Genomic DNA, 23172 nt, shown 5'->3' with positions numbered 1-23172 from the left:
AAAAATAAGTGCTCCACCAATTTTCCTCTTAATTTCTATTCCACAGGCTGTTAGAATTGCCCATCTGTTTTCCAATATCATCAGGAAATATTTTGCTCATTACCTTCTTCATCTGTCTTAGCGTTGGTGCAATCGCTGGCGTATTAAGTGGGATGTTGGGGATTGGTGGCGGCGTTGTGATGGTTCCGACTCTGTATTGGCTACTTTCCCAATATACTGAAATTCCAACGACACAGTTGATGATTGTCTCTGTTGCGACATCGCTCTCCGCGATCGTCTTTGGCTCAATTTCCTCTGCAACAGCACACCATCGGCGTGGCAATATTCCATGGAATATGGTTCCGATGATGATTGCTGGATTTGGGCTTGGTGCATTAACGGCAAGTTTACTGGCATCTTTCATTCCTGAACATATTATCCGCTGGGCATTCGCTGCATTCGTGACGTTGTTATCCATTCGGATGCTCCTCTCCGCTCATAGCTCAAAAAAGAATGAGCGACAGCTCCCAGGTCGTTTGGGCCTCAGCTTTATTTCCATGGGCGTTGGGAGTTTTTCAAGCTTGCTTGGCATTGGTGGAGGCGCAATTCTCACACCATTACTGAATTTCTTTGGGTTAGAATTACGCAAAGCAATTGGAACCAGTGCGGTTTGTGGTGCATTTGTCGCCAGTTTTGCTTCAACTGGCTATATCATCTCAGGTTGGGGCAAGTTTTCTTTTGAAGCGGGATTTGTCGGGTATGTCTTTCTCCCTGCATTCATTGCATTTGCACTCGCGACAGCAACATTTGCTCCTTTTGGAGCAGCACTTTCAACAAAATTACCTGTAAATACATTGAAAAAGGTATTTGCAGTATTATTGATCCTGGCAGCAGGGCGAATGGTTCTATAAGGAACATTTATGAAAGAATTCTTAACGTTTCCGGAAATTGATCCGATTATTTTTAGTATTGGCCCTTTGAGTGTGCGCTGGTATGGGTTGATGTACGTCATTGGCTTTATTGCAGCGCTTTGGTTAGCAAACCGAGCAGCGGATCGCTCCAATGGTGAGTGGACTCGGGACCAAGTCTCTGACCTCCTGTTTTTTGGCTTTTTAGGAGTCGTACTTGGTGGCCGTATCGGCTACGTCTTTTTCTACCAGTTCAATTTATTTTTAGAAGACCCGATTTATTTGTTCAAGATTTGGACTGGCGGCATGTCTTTCCATGGTGGCTTATTAGGTGTCATCACCGCTATTATTTACTTTGCTGTAAAGAACAAAAAGTCGATTTTATCTGTAGGTGACTTTGGTGCACCGCTTGTCCCGATTGGCTTAGGTGTTGGACGGATTGGTAACTTCATCAATGGTGAGCTATGGGGCAGAACAACAGATGTACCATGGGCAATGGTTTTCCCAACGGGTGGCGCACTTCCTCGTCATCCATCTCAGCTCTATGAAGCAGCACTAGAAGGCTTGGTCTTATTCATCATCGTTTATACATTTAGTCGTCACCCTCGCCCCGCAGGTAGTGTCGGCGGCCTTTTCCTGCTCGGATACGGTACATTCCGATTTATCGTTGAATACTTCCGTGAGCCTGACGCACACTTAGGTCTTTTTGGTGACTTTATTTCTATGGGACAAATCTTGTCGACACCGATGATTATTTGCGGTGCAGGGCTGATGATTTGGGCCTATACCAGTCAATCCAGGCATGCAAAAACAGCATAAACCTCTTTGAGAACATCATGAAAACGTACTTAGATTTATTACAGGATGTCGTCGAGAACGGCACAGATAAGGGAGACAGAACGGGAACTGGTACACGTTCTGTCTTTGGTCGTCAGATCCGCTTTGATTTAGCAAAAGGTTTTCCCCTGATGACCACCAAGAAGTTGCATTTAAAGAGCATTGTTCATGAATTACTGTGGTTTATTCAGGGAGATACCAATATTCAGTATCTCAAAGACAATGGCGTTTCTATCTGGAATGAATGGGCGACCGAAGAAGGAGAATTAGGGCCAGTTTATGGGAAACAGTGGCGTTCTTGGCCAGCACCAAATGGGGATACCATTGATCAACTCAAAGAACTGATTCAGCAGATCAAAGAAAAGCCAAACTCCAGGCGCTTAATCCTCACAGCATGGAACCCGGCAGATTTACCTGACGAGAACATGTCCCCACAGGAAAATGTTCAACAAGATAGAATGGCGCTGGCACCTTGTCATTGCTTGTTCCAGTTCTATGTCGCAGAGGGAAAGCTTTCGTGTCAGTTATATCAACGTTCTGCCGATCTCTTCCTTGGTGTACCTTTCAACATTGCTTCTTATAGCTTACTCACCCATATGATTGCAGAGCAGTGTGACTTGGAAGTTGGAGAGTTTGTCCACTCATTTGGCGATTTACACCTTTACCAAAATCACCTCACTGACGACATTGTCTTTGAACAACTCAGACGTCAGCCAAAAGAGCTACCAAAGCTTATGATCAAACGAAAGCCTGAATCACTGTTTGATTATGTATTCGAGGATTTTGAATTTGTTGGCTATGATCCAGATCCTGTGATCAGAGCCCCCATTGCAGTTTAGGCCTTCTTATTGCTACTTGTCGACGAAAAGGCAAGTAGCAAAAAATTGTTGATAACATTTACCTTACCTAAACATATTTCGTATAATTCAGTAAAAGAATCAAAATAACTGAAGTCGATGCACCCAGAAATCATCAAAATCTGTAAACAGTTGCAGGCAGAAGGTAAACGGCCTACGGTTGCGCTTGTCAAAGCAAAGCTCTCACTCAAAGTTCCAATGAAAGAAATCATTCGCACAATCCAACAAGCGAAATTAGACCCATCGAAAGTGCTACAACATGATGAACCGAGCCAAGATTGCCCGCAACTGTCATTGGAAGAGACAATTTATACGCTCATTGAGCGCATTGAACATCTCGAAGATGAAGTTGCTCACTTGAAACAGCAACTCAAAACAAAAAACTAGGATCCGAAGACCTTTCACAACTATATGCTGCAACTGCTGAAAACAAGCCGTCAGTAGCAACCTTGATGAAAAATAAACAGGACTTTAAATTCTCAAATGTTTTCAGCCAATCTCATTTTTGAATGCTATGAAGACTCAACACTTGATCGCGTCATGTCAGCCATTCAGAACTATATCGAATCCCTTCGCAATAGTGGACAAGTCATTGGCAGGGAGATCCCAGTCAATCAGGAAGGCGCTATTTTTACGGCGCATGTCATGTGCCCAGAAGAAGACGCACTTTCTCCTCTCTACGACAGTCTAATTGTTCAATTTGCAAAGAAGCAATTGAACGAGAGTGGTGTCTTACAGCCAAAAGTCCAGCTCATCGGTCGAGATCTGTTGTCTGATCAAAGCGATCGTTGCCAAACATTTTCGGGGTTTATTCTCTTTACGAACTATATCAGTACATGCTCCCCAATCCGTTGTTACGATCACTTCGAGCCAGTTCCGCTATACAAATTACCCGCTATTGCCAACGGAGACCAAAAGCAAATCATCAAATGGCAAGAAGACTATGTGGCCTGCGATCAGCTTCAGATGAATGGTGCCCTCAATATACAACATGCTGCCATTCATGAACTGAGTAGTATTCAAAGCGACTTATTCCGCAGAGGAACTGATTTATGTAAGCGACTGCAGTATTTGACAAAAGTCCCTGTCTATTACTATTTATATCGGATCGGCGGCGAATCAAAGAAAGGCGAAGAAGAACGGTATTGCCCAAAATGTCAGGGAGAATGGAAACAACCCGAACCGCTGCATGGCATCTTTGATTTTATTTGTGAAACATGCCGAATTGTATCCAATCTATCTTGGGATCATCAGTAAGCCGCAACGGGTGTGATGTGCGAAAAAAAAGAAAGTAAATCTGGGGCCAGCACTTCTTGTGGCTCCTTCCCTACGCGTTCTAGCACGACTTCACCTGTTTCATTAAGAATGGAGATCATCCAGTCGTCTTCATCCGTTGTGGCAATAAACAGAGTTTCTCTTTGTTTGAGGCGGCGCTTCATCAGGACATGTGCAATGAGATTTTCTTGCAATCGTTTAAAGTCTGCTTCATTCCACGGTAACAGCAGTTGTAAGTCTCCTCTTGGGTGCTTCGCTGTTAAGGGTTCTGCATAAAAACTTGTATAAAACCATTTCAATTGTTCATTGAGTTGCATTTCCAAAGCTTCTTCAACATTTTCAAAATGATGTTCATGAGGTTGTGGCACTGGCCTCCAGAAAATTTCATCGTCATCTGATTTTCCCTGGTCACACGGTGATGGCCATTCATCATCTGAACATGTCACTGGCAAACGATTGTACTCTTTCTCGTGCTGTGTAACAAAGCGCTCAAGCCACGCTTCCCACGCCTGCATGAATGTATTTTTCATGGGGAATATTCTCATTATTCAATCATGCGCTGCATTATCTATGAAAATACCCACCCGACTCAAATAAAAAAGGGAGAGCAATGCTCTCCCAGGTGATATCGGTGTGTGATATGAACTTTATTATTAGAATTCAATCAGCAAATGCAGCTTAGAAATTGATTTGAACTTTAACTTTACGTGTTTGATGAGCTTCGATCTTTCCACCTTTACCGTATTCTTTCGAAAGTTCTCCTGTGTTAGTTCTTTTCAACACTGCTTCAAGATAGCAAGGCTTTGAACGGTCAATATCGCTCGCTTTTAGTTGCTCTGCTTTTGCTAAATCAAATGTATATGAGCCTGTATCTTTACTCAGGTCATAAACATAAGAAAACTTTGTTTGACCATCTTTTGGTGTGCATTGATATGTAGCGTCCAATTTAAAGCGCGTAGATTTTTGAGTTGGCTTATCCCAAAGTACTTGAACCATTTCATTGCTTTTGAAAACAGCACCTTGTTTTGGTGCAGAAATCGCGTACTTCTCTGGCATTTTTACTGTTGAGATGAACGGTTTTTTCCCGAGAGGATAAAAGCGAACATCAAATTCAGTCCCCGTTTCATCAATACCAATTGCGGTTTCATAATCGCTACCAAGAAAATCTTTATCGTATTTAAGCTCTTTTGAAAGACCACCAGCTCTTACTTCTATTTTCTCGCCTTTCTGTAATTTCAGGCTATTTCCTGTTGGACCACTGACCTTTAAGTCAGCTTTTACAGTGCTGCTATTTTTATCTCCATTTGAGTTCACTTGGATATCAGCCCAATAAGCAGAATCCTTTACATCAGCAGTGCTTGTTTCTTCATCACTACATCCGACAATCGCGAGTGCAACAGGGGCCATCAAAAATAATGCTTTTGTTTGTTTGGTAAACATACTTAAACTCCAGTACTACGTATGAGTAAATCTAACTTCGAAATAACTGCGGGGAATTGTAATGAGATAACACTGAACAGAAGATGAACAAAGGTTAGGTTTGCTAACTTTTTTGCAAAATTATTTTTCCTTGTTAAAAACATTTGTATCATTCACTTCGATTTAACTGGCGAGCATAATATTGAATGAAAAACAAACAGGGCATAAATAGTGTTAGTTTTACTAACTTTATAACTAAGCCTACCAATCTAAACCATTGAAATACAATACAATCCCTGTAAATAAGGAAAGTAATTTGCGACTAAATGCCAAGAGCTGGCAACAAGCAGGTTCATGAAAAGGCCCCTCTCTTACGTCGCGGCTGTAAAAGCGGGCCGATTGGCCAATCCTAGGTATGCTGGATATAAAAACAACAGCTTATTTATACGCTATCTCCTGTCTCACTATGGTTTCTCAGAAGGATTACACTCTTGAATATAAACATTCTCTCCTTGTAATATCGTCCTTATTACCCTAGCTTGACTGATAATTTGAGGCGTTTGATTCATAATTTCACGATCCAGAACAACGAAGTCCGCTGATTTCCCAACTTCTATTGATCCAGTCACCGACTCCAACCCTAATGCTCTGGCTGCATTAAAGGTATATGCATCAACCGCAGCACGAACATTTGGTAATCCTTTACCCTTTAAATTGACAGCATTCGCGATACCAACCAACGGATTCAAAGGATTGACATTCCAATCACTGCTCAAGGTCACATTTGCACCTGTATCATACACCTCTTTCAAAGGGATCAACTGCTCAGCACGCTTTTCTCCAATGTATGGAATGGCCCAATGATGATCTGCATTGCCCAGATACTCGAAGCCCACCTGAAAATCAGCATCAATATCCAACTCCCTGAAGCGCGGCAAGTCTTCTCTATTTACCATTTCTAAATGCGTCATATTGTAACGCTGTTTAGAACCAGACTTTCTTGCTACATCTATTGCATCCAAACTATCCCGAACGCCTCCGTCACCGATTGCGTGAATATGAGCACCATACCCAATCTTATCCAGTGATTTCAGCCATTTTGCCATTTGCTTTGATGGAATATAGTTCACCCCATAAGGCGATTCAGGAAAATAAGTTAATGTATAAGGCGCTAGTGTCTTTGCGGTACCATTATTGATGATCCCATCACTGTACATTTTGACCTGATCGACAATCAGTAAAGCGTCTTTATCACCGCTTTGAATACGTTTTAAGTAGCTCAGCTGTTCGGCCTGATTGATATGCGGATAGATCCAAGGACGTAAGGAAACGCGTGCAGTCAACTTTCCATTCGCTTGGGCAGCTTTCCATACATCGTACCAACCTCGTTTCCAGTACATTCGACCATCGCCAACGGTCGTGATCCCGTTTTGTGCGGTTTCATAAAGGCCATTGATGAGTCCATTATAACTTTGAGAAAACTTCTGATTTAGGCTGTTCCACGCCAGCTCCATCACCATATCACCCGCGTTATCGACTAGAATACCCAGCAGCTTGCCTGTCTCAGGGTCTTTCATAATTTTTCCACCTTGTGGGTCAGCGGTATCTTCTGTAATGTTTGCCAGCGCTAAAGCAACAGAATTGACCCACATCGAATGGGATGTTTGCTCCATGATAATGATAGGACGGTCATGAAAAATACTATCAATGACTTCAAGTGGCGTATTTTCTTCTTCACTCAAGATAAAGTCGATCGTATGTCCCCAACCAATCACCCATTCATCAGGCAATGAATTTTTCAAGCACTCTTGCAGGTATGGAACCTGTTCAGATGGTGTCACAACTGGCGACAACTCGCAGTTACCTCCAGCTTCTGAATCTGCCTCAAAAATATGATTATGATTATCAATAAATCCTGGCAGTACTTGTTGCCCCTTCATATCAACCACTTCAGTTTGGCCACTGACCCAGTCTTTCATGTCATCATAACGGCCTACGGCCACAATTTTTCCATCTTTTACAGCAATAGACTCTGCGAATGGTTGTTTGGGATTGGCTGTGTACACCTTGGCATTGGAGAATACGAAATCTGCTGAATGTCGATTCATATTACAGCCACTCAGTACGACGCATATCAATGCGATAGTACTTATCAGTTTGATATAAAGAAATTTCTTGATGTTGTTAGACGTGTATCTCATCATCGTTTTGCACTCTACTACTTGGTTGGGATTTTGGGGCGGTCTACAGTCGCCCTTGAAAGTCGCAAGTAATTTAGCAAAACCCAGGTAACACGAAGGTAACAGTCAACTCAGTTCAAGAATAATCGATACAGAAAATAACTGTTCAGTGCGATGAATATCCATTGTCCATCCCTGATGAGCACATAAGTTTTCCACGAGATATAATCCGACGCCATAACCATAATTACTCTCTTCATGACCTGGCATGACCGAACTAGGTGAGATCAAACCTTTTTCAGAAACATATACAAGCAGAGGGTTGTTGACCGTTATCTGTTGAAATTCAGCCGCTACTTGAATACGCCCTTGTTCCGTATATTGGAAAGCATTTCGAATCAGATTCGTGACAACCATTTCAAGCAACTTTCTTTCGGTTCGGAATACCAGTTCCTCCGGAATATCGACCAAAACATCAACAGATTTTCTTTGCAAAAGATATGCATTTACTGCAATGACATCCTGAACGAACGAATGAAGATATACCTCCTCTTTGGGTAGAGCTTTTTCTTTTCCTTTCCACAACCACAATAGACACTCTGTTGTTGATTGCATGTTATTGTTGGCACGTCTTATCCGATCAAGCTTTTTGCGGTCTCCTTCATCCAACTTGTCCGACTTTTTATCAAACAACTCCAACGCCGCTTTCACAATTGCCAAAGGTGTGCCTAATTCGTGGCTCAAGGTTCTTAAGAAGTTTTTCTCTCGCTGATTATGGTGCTCAATCGTGACAACAGACGTATTCAAACGCTCTGCAACTGCATGCAACTCTGTAAACTTGAGTTGCGCAGGTGTTAGTAATCCACGCTCTTTCTCATCGGGTGTGATGGATGTCGCCCATGTTTCGAGTAGTCGAACAGGCGTAATAATTGACCAAGCGATGTTTTTCACGAGTAAAGCAACAATCACGAATGTGCCAAGTGCCAAAAGAAATAACAATTCTGAAATGTCTATCCCACCACTATAGTCGTCTTCACTCCCCTGATAGGTATGTGAAACATAGAACAAACGGCCAGTGTCCGGGTTTTCATAGGGCAATAAATACACCGCCATATCCAGTGTTTCATACGATAATAACTCACCATCTTGATGTTGAGCTGTTGGAAATCGAGAGAGCAAAAAATCAGGCAAATCTGATATGTCATGAAAATAGTGGATATACGGATTTGGTTCAGGGGGCAATTTACCGGTTAACTGTATCGACTCAAGTACTTTGTCACCCTCCAAACTTAAAAAATAGTGAGTGGTATCGTAGATCCCCCAATGATAAACCTGGTTTATCTTCAATGAATATATGATGATGAGAACAACAATGATAATTGCGATTTGAATACCAATATACCGGCCGATACTAACTGTTGTTTTCATCATTTTTTCTCAGTGTAATGCCTGTCCCACGAATGGTGTGTAATAGTGGCTGTTGATGATCCCCATCAACAATCTGTCGTAAACGGTAGATTTGTGTTTTCAAGGCATCTTTTGAAGGCGGTTCATCACCCCAGATTAGTGCTTCCAGCTGTTCTCTGGATACAACTTTTGGGCTTTCCCGCATCAGATATTCAAGTATTTTCCACTCGATGGGACTGAGTGATAGTTGACGATTCTTTCGAGCCGCTTGGTGCGTGGTTGTATTTAAAGTGAGATCTGCCACTTGTAGCAAGCTCGCTGGATTAGAATGACGCCGCGAAAGCGCCCGAACCCGTGCAACCAATTCCTGCAGTTCAAATGGCTTGACCATATAGTCATCAGCACCTTGCTCAAATCCTGACAATTTATCATCGAGCGTGTCTCGAGAGGTCAACATCAGGCAAGGTGTTGAAACACCTGAATTCCTGATCCTGGCACATAAAGTCAAACCATCCATACGAGGCATCATAATATCCATGACAATCACATCGTATTGATTTTGATTAACCAGCTCCAGCCCCATCACACCATTAAATGCCAAATCACATTCTATGGATTCAGACTCCAAATATTCAAAAACGAGTTCAGCCAAATCAATATCATCTTCTACCAGCAGAACAAGCATTTCGTTATATCCATCAGCGCTATCTAAGTGATTTATGTGGTAATTCCTAATAATAGAATGGATCTGGTGGCTGAACAGTAACAAAAGTTTGTTAATACCTAACTAAAGGATTAGAAAAATCATTAATGACTGTACGAGTTATGATGAAATATCACAGCAAATCGACAAGACACTGGACGAATGATTGTCTTTGGAGCCAAATCCATTAAAATACCGATGCTTTTGGCAAAAACAGGGAAAAATTATGACTAAATATGCTGACTCACCAGCACTGGCTTCTGTCCCACTGGGGAAAACCACTGAGTATAAATCTGAATATGATCCATCTTTGTTACACGGTGTGCCACGTTCACTGAATCGCGATGATCTTGAGCTTGGCAATACTCTGCCATTTCATGGTGAAGATATTTGGACGGGCTACGAACTCAGCTGGCTCAATGCGAATGGCAAGCCGATAGTCGCGCTAGCAAAGTTTTCAATTCCATTCGATAGCGAGTGTCTCATTGAGTCCAAGAGCTTCAAGTTATATCTCAATAGCTTTAATCAGACAAAATTCGACTCCCATGAACAAGTCCAACAAACAATTGCAGCTGATTTAAGCAACATCGCCAAAGCACCAGTGCAGGTTGAAATATTTGGACCGAATGATCTTGATCCTTTTACCTTTACACCACTACCAGGTGAAAGTATTGACGAGCTTGATATCTCCATCGAAGATTACGAATTTCAACCCAATTATTTGGAAAATGCAGCTGCAGAAATAACTGTCGAAGAAACGCTCCATAGCCATTTGTTGAAATCGAACTGCCTGATCACAAGCCAACCAGACTGGGGCAGTGTCATCATTGTGTACAAAGGCCCTCAAATCAATCGAGAGGCATTACTTCGTTATTTGATTTCTTTCCGTCAGCACAATGAGTTCCATGAACAGTGCGTCGAGCGAATTTTCACAGACATTATGAAATTCTGTCACCCCACTGAGCTCAGTGTTTTTGCTCGCTATACGCGTCGTGGTGGGCTGGATATCAACCCGTACAGAACCAATACTGACAAATCAGCGCCAAATATCAGAACGAACCGTCAGTAATCAGAGCCTGCTGACCTATAGAAAATCCCCGCTGTTACGGGGCTAAAAAAGCAATCCAGCGCCACTTTAGAACTGGATTGCTTTTAAACGAAGTGTCTACTGTAATTTCATTTTCTGATGGAACAATGCTAAGTCTTCAATCACCTGTTGGCCATCAATTTCAGCAAAAGGTGCATCTTTAAACTTTTGCCCTTTTAACTGAAGATTTAAGCGCGGTGTTTCCGGGTTGAGCATCATTTGATGGTAGAAAGTACGAATATCCTGCAATGTTACTTTCTCTGTTTCGTTAATCATCTGCTCAAGTGTATCGAATGTCCATTTTTCTTGTATCCAATCAGAATAAAGCTCTCCAGCTTCTTCTGATAGGTTCTTCGGTTTTTCTCGTAAAGCAACCAGTGTACTTGCTTTGATTTTTTCGAACTCTGCAACCGTAAGCTTATCCAGCATTTGTGCATACTCTCGCTTAAATTGGTCAAATCGCGCTAACATGTCTTTTGGCGCTTTCACTGGCGTTTGGATAAATAACCCCAGTGCAGCGTGATCTTTCATTTTGGTTGCAAATGCGCCTACGGAGTAACCAAGTTGCTCTTCCGTTCTTAGCGTATCAAATGCCTTTAAACGAAGGTGCCGTGAAAGGACATTCGAGATAGCTCGCTGTTTCATGCCAGGCTCTGATGAAATATACAAGTCCAACATACCTAGATCTGCCACAGGCAGTTCTTTTTGAAAGACAAAACGATCGCCTTTCTGTGGCTTCAAATACTGGGTTTTCGTGTAAGCCGTATTCTTGCGGTGTGGAAATGCCGATTGGATCTGTTTCGCTACACGCGTCACATCAGACTGATCATAATTCCCAAACATCATGACACGAATTGTATTCTCTTGAAGCAATTGCTCCATAAACGCCGATAATTCATGTTGCTGCAAGTTTTCTGCAACGTTGATCAATGTTGTATTACGCCATGCTGAACGACTCATTACTTTACGCATCGTCGGCCCAAGTTGCTGCACCGGAAATCCGACTTCAGAACTTTTAATACTTCGAACATACGTATCAACAGCTTGCTTGAATGCCTCCGGTGAGAGACTTGGCTTTAACGCTTTCAACGCTTCAGATAAAAGCAGTGACTGCTTATCCGTAAATCCGGAGAGACTTAAAAACAAGCCATTCCCTGATGATAAGCTCATGTTCATTCCGGCAATGCCAGCTTCCATAATGAGTGCAGCCTGCTGCTTATCATAAAGATCTTGCCAAAGCTGCAGCATGACTGACTTTTTCGCATCATTTGCACCCAGTGCTGTATTCAAATAAATCCAAGTTTTCCCTTTTGGTTGATTTGGAAAAAGCTGACTCGGTTGTTGCCAAATCTGAATACCATCTTTGTCGTATTGCTTCATTGGCTTAGACTGTGCAGCCATTTTCGTTGTTTTTAGATCGAAATTCTCTGGAAGTAACCTATTCACATTCGGCAATTTTAAGACATATTTAGCCGCTTGATTTTGCCACTTTTCAATCATCGCTTTATCCATGTCTCGCACTTGATATTGACCATCATAAAAGTGCATGGATTGGTCCGTTTCTTCTTCTTTAGATATATGCCACAGTCTTAAATGTTCAGGTGTCAGCTGATCAAGGACCTTTTGTACCGCCTTTGCATCAAAGTGATCATATCGAAACCCGGCATCAATCGCATGATTGATTGGGTAATCCTGCATTGCCCCAGATAATTGACTCACATAGGAAAACTCATCTTGCTTCTCTAAAAAGCGGAATTTATTTTGTAGAGAAACTTGGATCTCTTTGAAATATTTCTCATCGATCCCTTTTGCTCGGATCAAATCGAGATAATTGAAGATCATACCGGAGATTTCATCGCGCTTTTTCATCCCCTTGTCCGTGAGCGCAATATCAATATCAAATGTTCCGTAATTCCCGTAAGCTTCTGGAGAAGTTGATGCCACTAGATTGTTGATCCAGCCCTTTTCACGCAGCACCGCCGCAGGTGTGCCCGGCATTTCTGAACCAATAAGATAGGAAAGAAAATGATTCGGTTTACTTCTAAACTGTGCTTGATTGTTTTCAATCACAAAGGATAAACGAAGACGCTTTTCATCTTTATGCGGGTGGTAACTGATCTGCTTCTGCCCAACTTCATCAAAGTTCAACTTCGCTGTGACAGTTGGCTTCTCAATATTTTTATTTTGAATCGTACTGAAATGCTTTTTCGCCATCATACGCATTTCTGAAAGTGGGCGATTACTCACCATTGCTAACTTCATCAGGTTTGCAGAATAATACTGATTAAAGAAGTTAACAGTCGCGGTGTGCAACTTGCTGTTTGGTGTGTCTTTCAAGGTTTCCAGGTTACCAATCAGAAAACGGTTCGCAGGATGATCACCCATCATCGAGCGTTCAAGTTTATAAGTGGTGAAAAAATCCATTTCTCGGCGCATCGACCACTCAGCATTCACTGCATTTCTTTCTTTATCTGTGTACTCTGGCGTCAATAGTGGGTTTTTAAAGAAGTCGGAGAAACGATCTAATGCTTCGTTATAAGCATCTGGATTGACCTTAAACATATAGTTGGTGATATCCAACCAGGTATAAGCATTGTGCATCCCACCATTTTGCGTCATAAATTCGCTATATTCATTGGAGTCAGGAAAACGCTTCGTCCCAAGGAACAACATATGTTCCAGATAATGAGCCATGCCTTGGTGCTCTTTCGGATCATGGAGCAAACCTACACCAACACTCAAAGATGCTGCGGACTTTTCTGCTGATGGATCAGAGACTAAGATCACTTCGATTCCATTTTCTAATACAACCGTATCATAGGCACGCTGATCACTCGGGCTGACAATGAGTTGATCGGTTTGATGTGTTGTTTGTGTCGATTGACAGCCACCGAGTAACGCAAGTGCGATTGCACTGAATACAAAGCCTTGATGGATTTTTTTCATAGAGGGTTATTCCTGTTCCTTTTTAAATCAACATGGAAAGTTAATTCTTTAACGCCATCCTAATTTCCACGATACGGATGTCATCTTTAAATTTGTTACAAACTATTTCAAAAATAAAAGCCCGACATTGCCGGGCTTCGTTGACTGGAATATTTACGTAGTAGGATGCATTTAAATGCATGTAGCTTCAATTGCGACATTCATATCATGCAGAAAGTCAGACTTGTGGCCATTGAAAAAGTTCAACGATAATCACCTCTCATTTCACGAATTTTTGTTTCTAATGTTTTTGCACGAACTTCATGCCCATCTATCACTGGCTCACCGATGATATTGATTTTCGACCAAAAGCGTTTTCCTGGCTTAAAAGCACCTTTCCCTTCATGGCTGAAAAAAGAACCCCATAAGTTTTGTAGTACGATTGGTACAACAGGAACCGGGGTTTCCTCTAGGATCCGATTAATCCCAGGCTTAAAGGAGTTAATTTCACCATTTCTTGTTAATTTTCCTTCAGGGAAAATCAAAACAAGTTCACCATTTTCTAATGCCTTTTTAATTGTGACAAAAGATTGCTCATAACACTCACGATCATACCGTGGACTTGTAATTGGAATTGCCCCAGCCAAGCGGAAAAACCATGTGAGGACCCAAATATCATAGATTGGTTTATCCATAATGAATCGAATAGGGCGACGGCAAGCGCCTGCCAAAATGAGCGCATCAACATAACTGACATGGTTACATACAAGTACCGCTGCACCTTCATCCGGAATATGCTCAAGCCCTTTTGCTCTGACGCGATAAAAAGTATGCGTGATCACCCAGATGATAAAACGGATCGTAAAAACAGGAATACGCGTAAATACATAAATAGAAACAGCAATATTCATGATAGCCAGCACAGCAAAGTATTCTGGAATTGCCAAATGAAAGACGGATAGAAAAACAATCCCGAGGACAGCACTACCGACCATGAATAAGGCATTGAAAATGTTATTCGCTGCAATGACCTTCGCCCGGTTTTCCTGCGAAGCATTTTGTTGAAGTAATGCATAGAGTGGTACGATAAATATCCCACCAAAGACACCAATCAGAGCCAAGTTAATGAGTACCCCCCAACCATAAATCGTCGTCAGGAACCCACCAAGTGACATGAGTTCTGTCGTCTCACTTTCAATTGGAGATACACCATACAACAGTAAGCCGAAGATCGTCAGGCCGATTGAGCCAAGTGGAACAATCCCAAGCTCAACCTTTCTGCCAGATAAGCGTTCACATAACAATGAACCGACGCCAACACCGATTGAAAATGCCATCAACATTGCCGTTACGACAGAGTCATCACCATTCAGGTTCGTTTTGGCAAAATTCGGGAATTGAGTCAGATAACTCGCGCCTAAAAACCAGAACCAGCTAATTGCCATAATCGCCAAATATAATTCACGTTGGCCATAAGCAAGGCCGATGACCTTTTTCGTTTGCCGCCAAGGTTGGTAACGAAGCGGTTTGGTTACTTCATTTTTTGAGGGTATCGAAGGGATAAAAAGCGAGCAGAAAAAGCCCAACATAGAAACGCTGATGACAGTGACCCCAACAAGACGAATGACATCTTCAAATCCCATCAGCACACCAGCGATAAGAGTTCCAAGTAAAATCGAAACAAAAGTCCCCATTTCTACAAGACCATTTGCACCCACAAGCGCGTCATTTTTCACAAGTTCAGGTAATATCGCATACTTGACAGGTCCAAAAAATGCAGACTGTGTTCCCATCAAAAAGAGTAGTAAAAATAATAATGTGTATGATTCAAGTGCCAGTGCTCCAGCAGCAGAAAGCATGATGCCAATCTCAACGGCTTTAATGATTTGGATCAACCGAGTTTTGTTCAATCGATCCGCAATTTCCCCAGCAAGTGCGGAAAATAAAAAGAAAGGAAAAATAAACAACCCTGCGGCGAGGTTCATGAGTGTATTGGTCGATAATGGCAAAGAAGCAGCCGCACTAAATGCAACCAATAGCATCAGTGCATTTTTATAAATATTGTCGTTCAGTGCACCAAATGCCTGAGTAAAGAAAAATGGTAAAAATCGCCGCGTTTTAAAGAGTTGAAACTGTCCATTTTGGGACATAACGCCTCCAAATATAATTCCAATGATGGGCTGACAGCCTATCAAGGCCGCTTCTTTTTTCATAGTCTAGAACAGGATTACAGACAAAAAACAGGAGAATTAAACCAGAAGAAATTATGAATTTTTATTTTTAAATCAACAATAAATTTATTTCCAAAGACAAGCTGATAGAATTCATCCTCCGTTTCATCGATCCAGTGAAAAATCAATAAAAACTTTGGATCTATTTCATTCAGGATGTATAACCATGCAAAGACGTATGCTCTTTATTGCGATTTCTTCCCTCTTATCCTCTCATGCGATTGCCGATGTTCAAACAAATACAGAATTCCATGGCTATTTAAGAACGGGTCTGGGTGCGAGTGAAAGCGGTCAAACCCAAGCTAATTTTCAACTGCCCGGCGCACGCGCGAAATACCGTTTGGGGAATGAATCAGATTCCTATATCGAACTGGCTGTTGAGCACCAAAATCAGCTCAATACTGCCTCTGGCAACAAAAACTACCGTGCAGTTTTTATGGTCAATGGACATAAACCACACGGTGAAGGCGATCTCAGTATCAAAGATGTGACACAAGCATATGTCGAAATGGATGATATCATCGCTGACGGGATGCATGTTTGGGTAGGACGCCGCTATTATGATCGCCGTGATATTCATATGAATGATTATTACTGGTTGAGTTCAGGGCAAGGGGCAAAAGCAGGTGCTGGACTTGGGACAGACAATTGGGATCTCGCCCTATTCCGATTTGAAGATAAGCTCAACATAGAGAATGGGTCATCACAATCTTCTGAAGTGCTTCTCAACTCATCATCTCTCGACTTTCGTTATCGTCAGCAACTGAATCAACAACATCAACTCACCTACTGGCTAGGATATACAAAACGTCATCAAACTCCAGATGATCAAATCACCACGCCTATCAACGGCTCTCCAGTTCCCGTTCTCATTGATGGCTTTTCGAGCGAAGACGGGTTTGCATTAGGAACTTGGTTAGACTCAAAAGTATTCGGTGGAAATAATACCGTCGCTTTCCTTTATCGAAATGGTGCTACCGTCGATCAAGGTAATGGAAAACCTGTCAACGAAATGCAAGGATACGATCTCAGCGAAGCTTCTATGTGGGAGATCAACAATAACTTTGTCTACAATGATGATCGTTGGTCAGCACAATGGGCACTCATTGCCCGTCAAGATGACAAAGGTAAAGCAGGAAAAGCTGGCTCAAAAATCAGCTGGTATAGCACAGGTATTCGCCCTGTTTATTACTTCAATGAGCATGTCAGTTTCGCAACAGAACTTGGCTATGACCATGTCAAAGATGAAATTGAAGATCGTTCAGGTGGATTAACAAAGCTCACCTTTGCAGTCCAAGTTGCCAAAGGAAAAGGTTACTATACACGCCCTGTTCTTCGTGCATTTGTCACAACAGCTTCATGGAGTGATGAATTCAAAGGGATGATAGGTACAAATGTTGATGCGCCTTATGGTGATGATACGTCTGGTACAACCCTTGGTATTCAAGTCGAGTCCTGGTGGTAACTTTCAGGCACGATCAAAAAGAGCCAGCATGCTGGCTCTTTTTTGCTCACGAAAGTCAGGGCTTTCTTATTCTGTACACTCAGCCCATTGCAGCTGGTATACCATACCAGAGCTGATATCGATCGTATCCACCTGGATGAATGTATCTCCATCGCCGCTACGAGGCTTATTTGCGCGGATACTTGTATTAGCACGAAGAATTGCATCTGTGCCACACGGCGACCAAACAATCGCGCCAACGTTAAATGAATCATCTTCTACAAAGTCTTGTACCACTGGCTCATTTGCAGAACCCCACTCACGATGATAGTTTCTGCCAACTGTTTGACCAGCAAAGAAGTAGCTCGCATCTAAAGACGCATATCCGCCTGGAGGTACATCAACGAATCCACGGTAGTCCATTTCAATCAATGCAACAGAAAGGCCGTGTGGCACTTTCACGGAAAGACCGATGTTACATGTTTTACGGTCACGACCACGGCTGCTTGCAGATGAGTCCGCTAAGTACTCGTCAAAGAAAACACTGATTGTCTGGTGATCAGCAGCCATCACTGCACTCACTGAATCCGCTGGGCAACCAGTGCCACCATGCGCCATACCATAGATGTAAATATCGCGGTCAGATACGTCTGGGTTTGAGTTAAAATCAATTACGCCAGCAGAAGAGCCGAAAGTCATCAAGCCGCCGATAACAGCAAGAGCTAATTTAGTCGTTTTCAAAATTCTATCTCCAATGAATTTGAGGTACATATGGCAATATGCCTATGTTTTTATTCTTTTTAATCGAGCACCTTTGTTGTGCTCGGTCCATATAATTTCAGGAAAATGTCTAGATTACCTCGGAATTTTTTCCCTTTTTTGGTTACATTTTTATGTCGTTCAATGATTTCGCGGGATATAGGCCTAAATTTTTTATTCACAAGCGAGTGTTTAACAAAAAATCAACATAAATAATCCAATAAAACTATTCTTAAGTAGTATTTAAAATCAAAAATAATTCTTTTTAATGAATCAAAAAGCAAAACCAAAGAGTGACTAATAAAGAAACTAACTAAAAAAGAACAGAATAAAAGTAAGTACTTCTACTCATAAATGAATCGATTTTGATTTAAACCAATTATTTATACCTAATAAAGGTACCTAGTATTGCATTTGATTTTATATAAATTTCATTCTAAAAAATTCATTAAATAATAAGTTTTTATAACAATGACAAGCGAGGGAGCTCTTATTATGGAAGCTGAATTTTTCATAGCATCAATTTTGAACTTACTTATTAACCTGATCTACACCATTGTTTCCCTTTTTGTTGGTGTCTATGCGCTGTTGTGGGTTGATAAACGCCTTCTTAAAAGTGTGGATATCGAAGGAGAAATGAAAAAAGGTAATCTGGCAGTCTCCATTTTTGCATCCACAATACTCATTTTTGTCGCACTTATCGTTGCTTTTGGGTTTCGTTCCTAAATGATGCGTATTATGTGCTTCATATTCTTTTTATTGTTGATACCAACATTGTCTTTCGGAGATGAACAAGAATCTCTGCAGGAAAAAGCAAATGCGGCGAAAGAAAAACTGGAGCGAGAAGGCACGTGGCTCTTAGAGCCACACGCAACATTAACGTTACTGGAAGAAAATCGCGTATTGGATAACAAAGCAATCAAAGCGCTCACTCAACGAAATCATCAACAGCGTGGATTTTTAGCTTATTTAGACAAAAAGAAACAAGCCTATACCATCAGTGCACAAAGTATCACAGGAAAACGCTATCTTACCCACGTGTATCTTGAGGGATATGCACCATTTAAAACAAAAAACCCACTCATTCCACTTTATATGATTTCAAGCCGTAAAACATATCAGAAAGATAGAAAACAATATTTCGGACGAAACGATGTCTGGCAATCCAGTCGTCAGGCGTATCTCAATCCAACAGGCGATTGTGAAGATCATGCAGTTCTTCTTGCTGATTGGTTGATTGAAATGAAATATGATGCCAGAGTGGTGATTGGTGATGTGCGAGGCAATGGTCATGCTTGGGTTATTTGGCTACACAAAGGAAAAACCTATTTACTTGAAGCAACCAAAAAGTTTAAGAAATCGGCACCAAAACGATACCCTCTTGCTTCTCTTCTTCCAGGTTATCACCCTCAATATATGTTTAATCGCTCCGATTTTTGGACGAATACAGGGTCGAAGTTCACCGCAAACTACACATCACAGCGTTGGGTCAAAAAAAGCCGCTATAAGAAAAAGTGGTAATGACATAAAAGTTCTTGCTAGTTGATAATTTACTCGCTAGTTTAAGACAGCCAAAGTCTCTAAATTAGAAACTTTTAAATCATAAATCATGAAAGGTAACCTCATGAAAAAACTGCTTACGCTATCTCTTTTACTTGGAACTTCCTACTCACTCTCTGCTGCTGAGCTTGAACAACTCCACGGCGTACAATTTACAGAAAACAATATGACGATTTTTGTCACCAGTACGGGTTGTACAGAAAAAGAAGACTTTGTGACTGCATTAGATAAAAGTACAACCCCCGCAGGTCTCATGATCCTTCGGACGAAACCAGATATATGTCGAGGCGCTTCCAGAGTTTACCCGATTAAGTATTCTTACAATGAAATTGGTGGAAAAAATGTGAAGGTACTGAACCACTTTGTACCTGCACCTAATTTATAATTGGATGCTCTTAGGCCTTTCTAGAAGAAAGGCCATGATTTATCTGCGAAAACGAACAAGCACGGACAGAAGTAAGGCCCACAAACCGTCCAATGAACCACTGTTATCCTTTGGTGACTCCATATCCACATCAACCCACACTAACTTATGATCAGAAGAAGAACCACGCTCCTGCGTTAGTCGTGATAATTTATGTGTTGACTCTGGCCAGAATACGCCTGAATGCTTCATCGCAAATCCAGTTTTAGAAGGAAGCACATAATCGACCCTTAAACCCCAACTCGCGGTATGACTTTTCGCATTTGGATTATCTTTCTTATTTTCAACACCACCGCGTGACATGGGGGGATTTTTTGATTGAACTAACGTGTGTTCACTGAGCTGGTTAATCGCACCTGAAATTGAATCCCCTTCATTCGGTGAGGCGTTTTGGTCACCTAAAATCATAAAAGGCGTATTCGGTGCAAGCCCTCCCTTATTTCCGACATCATCATAGATGTAACCCGCTTTTTGTGGAGAAATATAATCTGCCCAAAAGCGTATTTCATCGTGATTTCGAGTGCCATTCTTGTCTTCTTCACCATCAAAAACAGGTGGCGTTGGATGTGATGCAAGAATATGGAGTGTCTTTCCGGCGACATCAATTGGGACATCCCAATGTGATTTTGAGGATAAACGAAAAATATTCAAAAATTCTTCGTTATACCAAAGTTTATCCGTTTGCGGATCAATCGGTAACTTTGCATTTGGCATATCTTTCCAAAGGAAATTTCGGAAAGTTCTTACCTTGTCATGTAATATGGGATACTTGGACAACAACACCATCCCATATTGTCCTTCATATAGACCGAAACCATGATTCTTCTCAAAATTTCCTGGCCCTGAATACTGTGTTGCAACACCTGTATTCACAGGAGCAACATAAAAGTAAGGATAATGAATCGACTCTACATCCTGATGTTGAGCAATATTCAGATATCGATGAATAAAGGCCTGGACACCCTTTTGCTGGTCAGCAATATAGTCAAATTCATTCATCAAGATAATATCCGGTCGAACCCGTTGAATGATCTCAGCAATATTTTTTATTTGTGGGTGATTTCCTTGCTCTAATGCTTGCACCAACAACTCAGTGCTGACTGGAGCGTCTTCCGCTGGCTTATAGTTATTTCCCTCCATACTCACATTAAATGTTGCGACACGAAGAGAGCCAACTTTAGTCAACTGTTGATCAATGCTTGGGAGCGTTTTAGCATGGGAAAAAAACGAGCAAGGCAACAAGGTAAACATCGCAAGGTAAGACTTCATAGATTGAAATGGCTTGTGTATTCTCATTCGTAAACCTTCGTTTTATTTTAATTTGGGCTGAGGATAACAAAAAACCATTGATTTTCTTAGTCTTCAGGTAACGTTAAACACTATATATTAAGTCGTCACGATGACTCTAAGTGCCAAAAGAATTAAGACGCCACCAGATAATCGGTCTATCAGAACTGCTCTGGAACGAATGTATTCCAAAACACGGCCACGAGAAAGCACGAAAGAAATAAAAGAAAACCACAAACCATCGACAATCAGAGGAGTACTGACTAGCACGAACTTATCAGTCATTTGATGGCTGATTGCAACAAATTGGCTAAATAATGCAGTAAAAAACAATGCGGTTTTTGGATTTAAAATCGAAATCAAAAACCCCTCACGCGCCGCTTGAGACAACGATGTTTTTTCAGCTTTTTCGATTTTTGTGGCAATCCCACCTTTCGCCCTGAACGCATTCAAGCCCAGATAAGCTAAAAAAGCCGCACCCGCATAACTAATTACTTTAAATAAGACAGGACTTTCCTGAAAAATAACAGCAAGACCTAATAGTGACAGGCACGCATAAACCCCGATACCAATCGCATGCGACCATGCAGCAACGAGCCCATGAATACGCCCACCTGCCAGCGCGTGTTTTGCAATGATGGCAAGGCTAGGGCCAGGTGTCATCGCACCCAATAAAACTAAAGCAAACAATGAAAACCAAATCGTCAGTGTCATTTCAAACTCCTCTTTGGCGCTAAACTACCAAAAAGTATGACATGATTTGAAATCATCATTTTTCATATTTGTTATGATTTCAAATCATGAATCTATTTGTTCTATTGTTTTCATTGAATAATCTGAATCTTGTATCACAGAATAGATCTCATCGCGCATCCACTGATGTGCAACATCATTATCATATTTAGGGTGCCAAATAAGCCAATACTGATTTATGGGTAAGTCGAAGGGCAATTCTTGATAGGTGATTGTCCAATGTCTTGCGAGGCTCTTTGCAACATGAGTTGGCACGACCATCAAGTCCTCGCTTAAGACAAGACGATTCATAGCAGCAGAGAAGAATGGTACTTTCAAAGAAAAGCGTCGATTAAGGCTCATTTTTTTTAAAACTTTGTCTGTTGCTGAGTCTTTATCAGCACCACCCGTCACTTTAATATGGGGGTAAGCAAGAAAGTCATCAATCGTGATTTTTTCTGCGTTTGATAATGGATGTGACGCTTCCATCAAACACACTGATGTGTCCTCGCCTAATTTCAAACTCGAGACGCCTTCCGGTTTTTTGACCAGCATGGATGTCGCCAAGTCAATTTTCATTTCATGGAGCCTTTCTATGTACTCGGGCTGCCAAAGGTAATAATTAATCCCAAGCTTAGGTGCCAATGGATGAAGGTGCGCTGCAATTTCTGGTAACACGTACTGAGCCACATAGTCACTTGACGCTAAAATGAGTTCGTACTCCCAATCTTTTGGCTGAAATGATTTTTCATCAATAATCAATCTCTCAAAGTCATTCAGTAATACTTCAACCTTTTGTTTGAGAAATAGTGCTCTAGGCGTTGCAACAAGTTGATTACCTTCTCGAACGAGCAATGGGTCATCACATAATTCACGCAACTGCGCTAACTGTCGGCTCACGGCCGACTGGGTAATGTGTAATCTCGCAGCGGCCTTACTCACATGACACTCTTCCAATAAAATATGTAATGTCCGAAGTAGATTTAGATTCATATGATTGTGCATACGTTCACCAATCGGTTGTTTTGAACTGAAGCGCTTGATGATACTATATTCATGCAGAAAGCAGAAAATTCATATATAAAACAGACAGATTCATATAGAAAATAGACTGAAGCACGGTGATTAGCACTTCTATTTCATGTCAAAACTCCGCTC

General features: G+C 41.5%; 21 protein-coding genes. 10 read left to right on the top strand and 11 right to left on the bottom strand.

Features of this window, described 5'->3' with window-relative positions; all coding sequences use genetic code 11:
- Positions 1-92 precede the first annotated feature (92 nt).
- The 5 genes from C505_RS0112085 (at position 93) to C505_RS0112065 (ending at position 3838) form a co-directional block, all read left to right on the top strand.
- Positions 93-890, top strand: a complete 798-nt coding sequence (locus tag C505_RS0112085) for a sulfite exporter TauE/SafE family protein (RefSeq protein ID WP_018692872.1) — start codon at positions 93-95, stop codon at positions 888-890.
- 9 nt (positions 891-899) lie between these two features.
- The gene (gene lgt / locus C505_RS0112080; protein ID WP_018692871.1) at positions 900-1706 is read left to right on the top strand and encodes a prolipoprotein diacylglyceryl transferase; all 807 of its coding nucleotides are present in this window, start codon (positions 900-902) and stop codon (positions 1704-1706) included.
- A 17-nt stretch (positions 1707-1723) separates the two neighbouring features.
- Complete coding sequence (locus C505_RS0112075) at positions 1724-2563, top strand: thymidylate synthase (RefSeq protein WP_018692870.1); 840 nt, start codon at positions 1724-1726, stop codon at positions 2561-2563.
- Positions 2564-2680: 117 nt separating this feature from the next.
- Complete coding sequence (locus C505_RS0112070; protein ID WP_018692869.1) at positions 2681-2968, top strand: hypothetical protein; 288 nt, start codon at positions 2681-2683, stop codon at positions 2966-2968.
- A 96-nt stretch (positions 2969-3064) separates the two neighbouring features.
- Positions 3065-3838, top strand: coding sequence for a Zn-ribbon-containing protein (locus C505_RS0112065; protein ID WP_018692868.1), 774 nt, complete (start codon positions 3065-3067; stop codon positions 3836-3838).
- On the opposite strand, the gene syd is transcribed toward C505_RS0112065, so the two are convergent.
- The 5 genes from syd to C505_RS0112040 form a co-directional block, all read right to left on the bottom strand.
- Complete coding sequence (syd, locus tag C505_RS0112060; RefSeq protein WP_018692867.1) at positions 3832-4386, bottom strand: SecY-interacting protein; 555 nt, start codon at positions 4384-4386, stop codon at positions 3832-3834. The two genes, C505_RS0112065 and syd, sit on opposite strands and share 7 nt — an antisense overlap.
- Before the next feature lie 148 nt (positions 4387-4534).
- Entirely contained in the window at positions 4535-5296 is a 762-nt protein-coding gene (locus tag C505_RS0112055; RefSeq protein WP_018692866.1) for a hypothetical protein, read from the bottom strand.
- A gap of 443 nt (positions 5297-5739) precedes the next feature.
- Positions 5740-7383 carry an amidohydrolase gene (locus tag C505_RS0112050; RefSeq protein WP_018692865.1) on the bottom strand — a complete coding sequence of 548 codons (1644 nt, stop codon included), beginning with the start codon at positions 7381-7383 and terminating at the stop codon, positions 5740-5742.
- A gap of 198 nt (positions 7384-7581) precedes the next feature.
- Positions 7582-8883 (bottom strand): sensor histidine kinase, encoded by a 1302-nt coding sequence (locus tag C505_RS0112045; protein WP_018692864.1) that lies wholly within the window; start codon positions 8881-8883, stop codon positions 7582-7584.
- Positions 8867-9547 carry a response regulator transcription factor gene (locus C505_RS0112040; protein WP_018692863.1) on the bottom strand — a complete coding sequence of 227 codons (681 nt, stop codon included), beginning with the start codon at positions 9545-9547 and terminating at the stop codon, positions 8867-8869. Before C505_RS0112040 ends, C505_RS0112045 begins: the two co-directional genes overlap by 17 nt.
- Positions 9548-9791: 244 nt before the next feature.
- On the opposite strand from C505_RS0112040, the gene queF reads away from it, so the two are divergent.
- A complete protein-coding gene (gene queF, locus C505_RS0112035) occupies positions 9792-10634 on the top strand; it encodes an NADPH-dependent 7-cyano-7-deazaguanine reductase QueF (protein WP_018692862.1) in 843 nt (280 codons plus the stop codon).
- A gap of 96 nt (positions 10635-10730) precedes the next feature.
- Here queF and C505_RS0112030 read toward each other — a convergent pair whose 3' ends face one another.
- Together C505_RS0112030 and C505_RS0112025 are read right to left on the bottom strand one after the other, a co-directional pair.
- The gene (locus tag C505_RS0112030) at positions 10731-13598 is read right to left on the bottom strand and encodes an insulinase family protein (protein ID WP_018692861.1); all 2868 of its coding nucleotides are present in this window, start codon (positions 13596-13598) and stop codon (positions 10731-10733) included.
- 242 nt (positions 13599-13840) lie between these two features.
- Complete coding sequence (locus C505_RS0112025) at positions 13841-15727, bottom strand: MFS transporter (RefSeq protein ID WP_018692860.1); 1887 nt, start codon at positions 15725-15727, stop codon at positions 13841-13843.
- A 247-nt stretch (positions 15728-15974) separates the two neighbouring features.
- Between C505_RS0112025 and C505_RS0112020 the strand changes: the two genes are divergently transcribed.
- A complete protein-coding gene (locus tag C505_RS0112020) occupies positions 15975-17273 on the top strand; it encodes a carbohydrate porin (protein ID WP_018692859.1) in 1299 nt (432 codons plus the stop codon).
- Between the two features lie 66 nt (positions 17274-17339).
- Here C505_RS0112020 and C505_RS22225 read toward each other — a convergent pair whose 3' ends face one another.
- Entirely contained in the window at positions 17340-17993 is a 654-nt protein-coding gene (locus tag C505_RS22225) for a DUF4360 domain-containing protein (RefSeq protein ID WP_169337037.1), read from the bottom strand.
- A gap of 513 nt (positions 17994-18506) precedes the next feature.
- On the opposite strand from C505_RS22225, the gene C505_RS0112010 reads away from it, so the two are divergent.
- The 3 genes from C505_RS0112010 (at position 18507) to C505_RS0112000 (ending at position 19956) form a co-directional block, all read left to right on the top strand.
- Positions 18507-18737, top strand: coding sequence for a DUF350 domain-containing protein (locus C505_RS0112010; protein ID WP_018692857.1), 231 nt, complete (start codon positions 18507-18509; stop codon positions 18735-18737).
- Between the two features lie 12 nt (positions 18738-18749).
- Positions 18750-19532, top strand: coding sequence for a hypothetical protein (locus tag C505_RS22220; RefSeq protein ID WP_157369001.1), 783 nt, complete (start codon positions 18750-18752; stop codon positions 19530-19532).
- Positions 19533-19635: 103 nt separating this feature from the next.
- Complete coding sequence (locus tag C505_RS0112000) at positions 19636-19956, top strand: hypothetical protein (RefSeq protein ID WP_018692855.1); 321 nt, start codon at positions 19636-19638, stop codon at positions 19954-19956.
- Between the two features lie 39 nt (positions 19957-19995).
- On the opposite strand, the gene C505_RS22215 is transcribed toward C505_RS0112000, so the two are convergent.
- The 3 genes from C505_RS22215 to C505_RS0111985 all read right to left on the bottom strand — a co-directional run bounded on the left by C505_RS22215 (position 19996) and on the right by C505_RS0111985 (position 23019).
- Positions 19996-21291, bottom strand: a complete 1296-nt coding sequence (locus C505_RS22215) for an endonuclease/exonuclease/phosphatase family protein (RefSeq protein WP_245556361.1) — start codon at positions 21289-21291, stop codon at positions 19996-19998.
- 90 nt (positions 21292-21381) lie between these two features.
- Positions 21382-21996 (bottom strand): LysE family translocator, encoded by a 615-nt coding sequence (locus C505_RS0111990; RefSeq protein WP_018692853.1) that lies wholly within the window; start codon positions 21994-21996, stop codon positions 21382-21384.
- A gap of 84 nt (positions 21997-22080) precedes the next feature.
- Positions 22081-23019 carry a LysR family transcriptional regulator gene (locus C505_RS0111985; protein ID WP_018692852.1) on the bottom strand — a complete coding sequence of 313 codons (939 nt, stop codon included), beginning with the start codon at positions 23017-23019 and terminating at the stop codon, positions 22081-22083.
- Between the last annotated feature and the right edge of the window lie 153 nt (positions 23020-23172).

This window comes from Algicola sagamiensis DSM 14643 (assembly GCF_000374485.1).
Taxonomy (GTDB): domain Bacteria; phylum Pseudomonadota; class Gammaproteobacteria; order Enterobacterales; family Alteromonadaceae; genus Algicola; species Algicola sagamiensis.
This window is presented reverse-complemented; position numbering and strand designations above follow the sequence as displayed.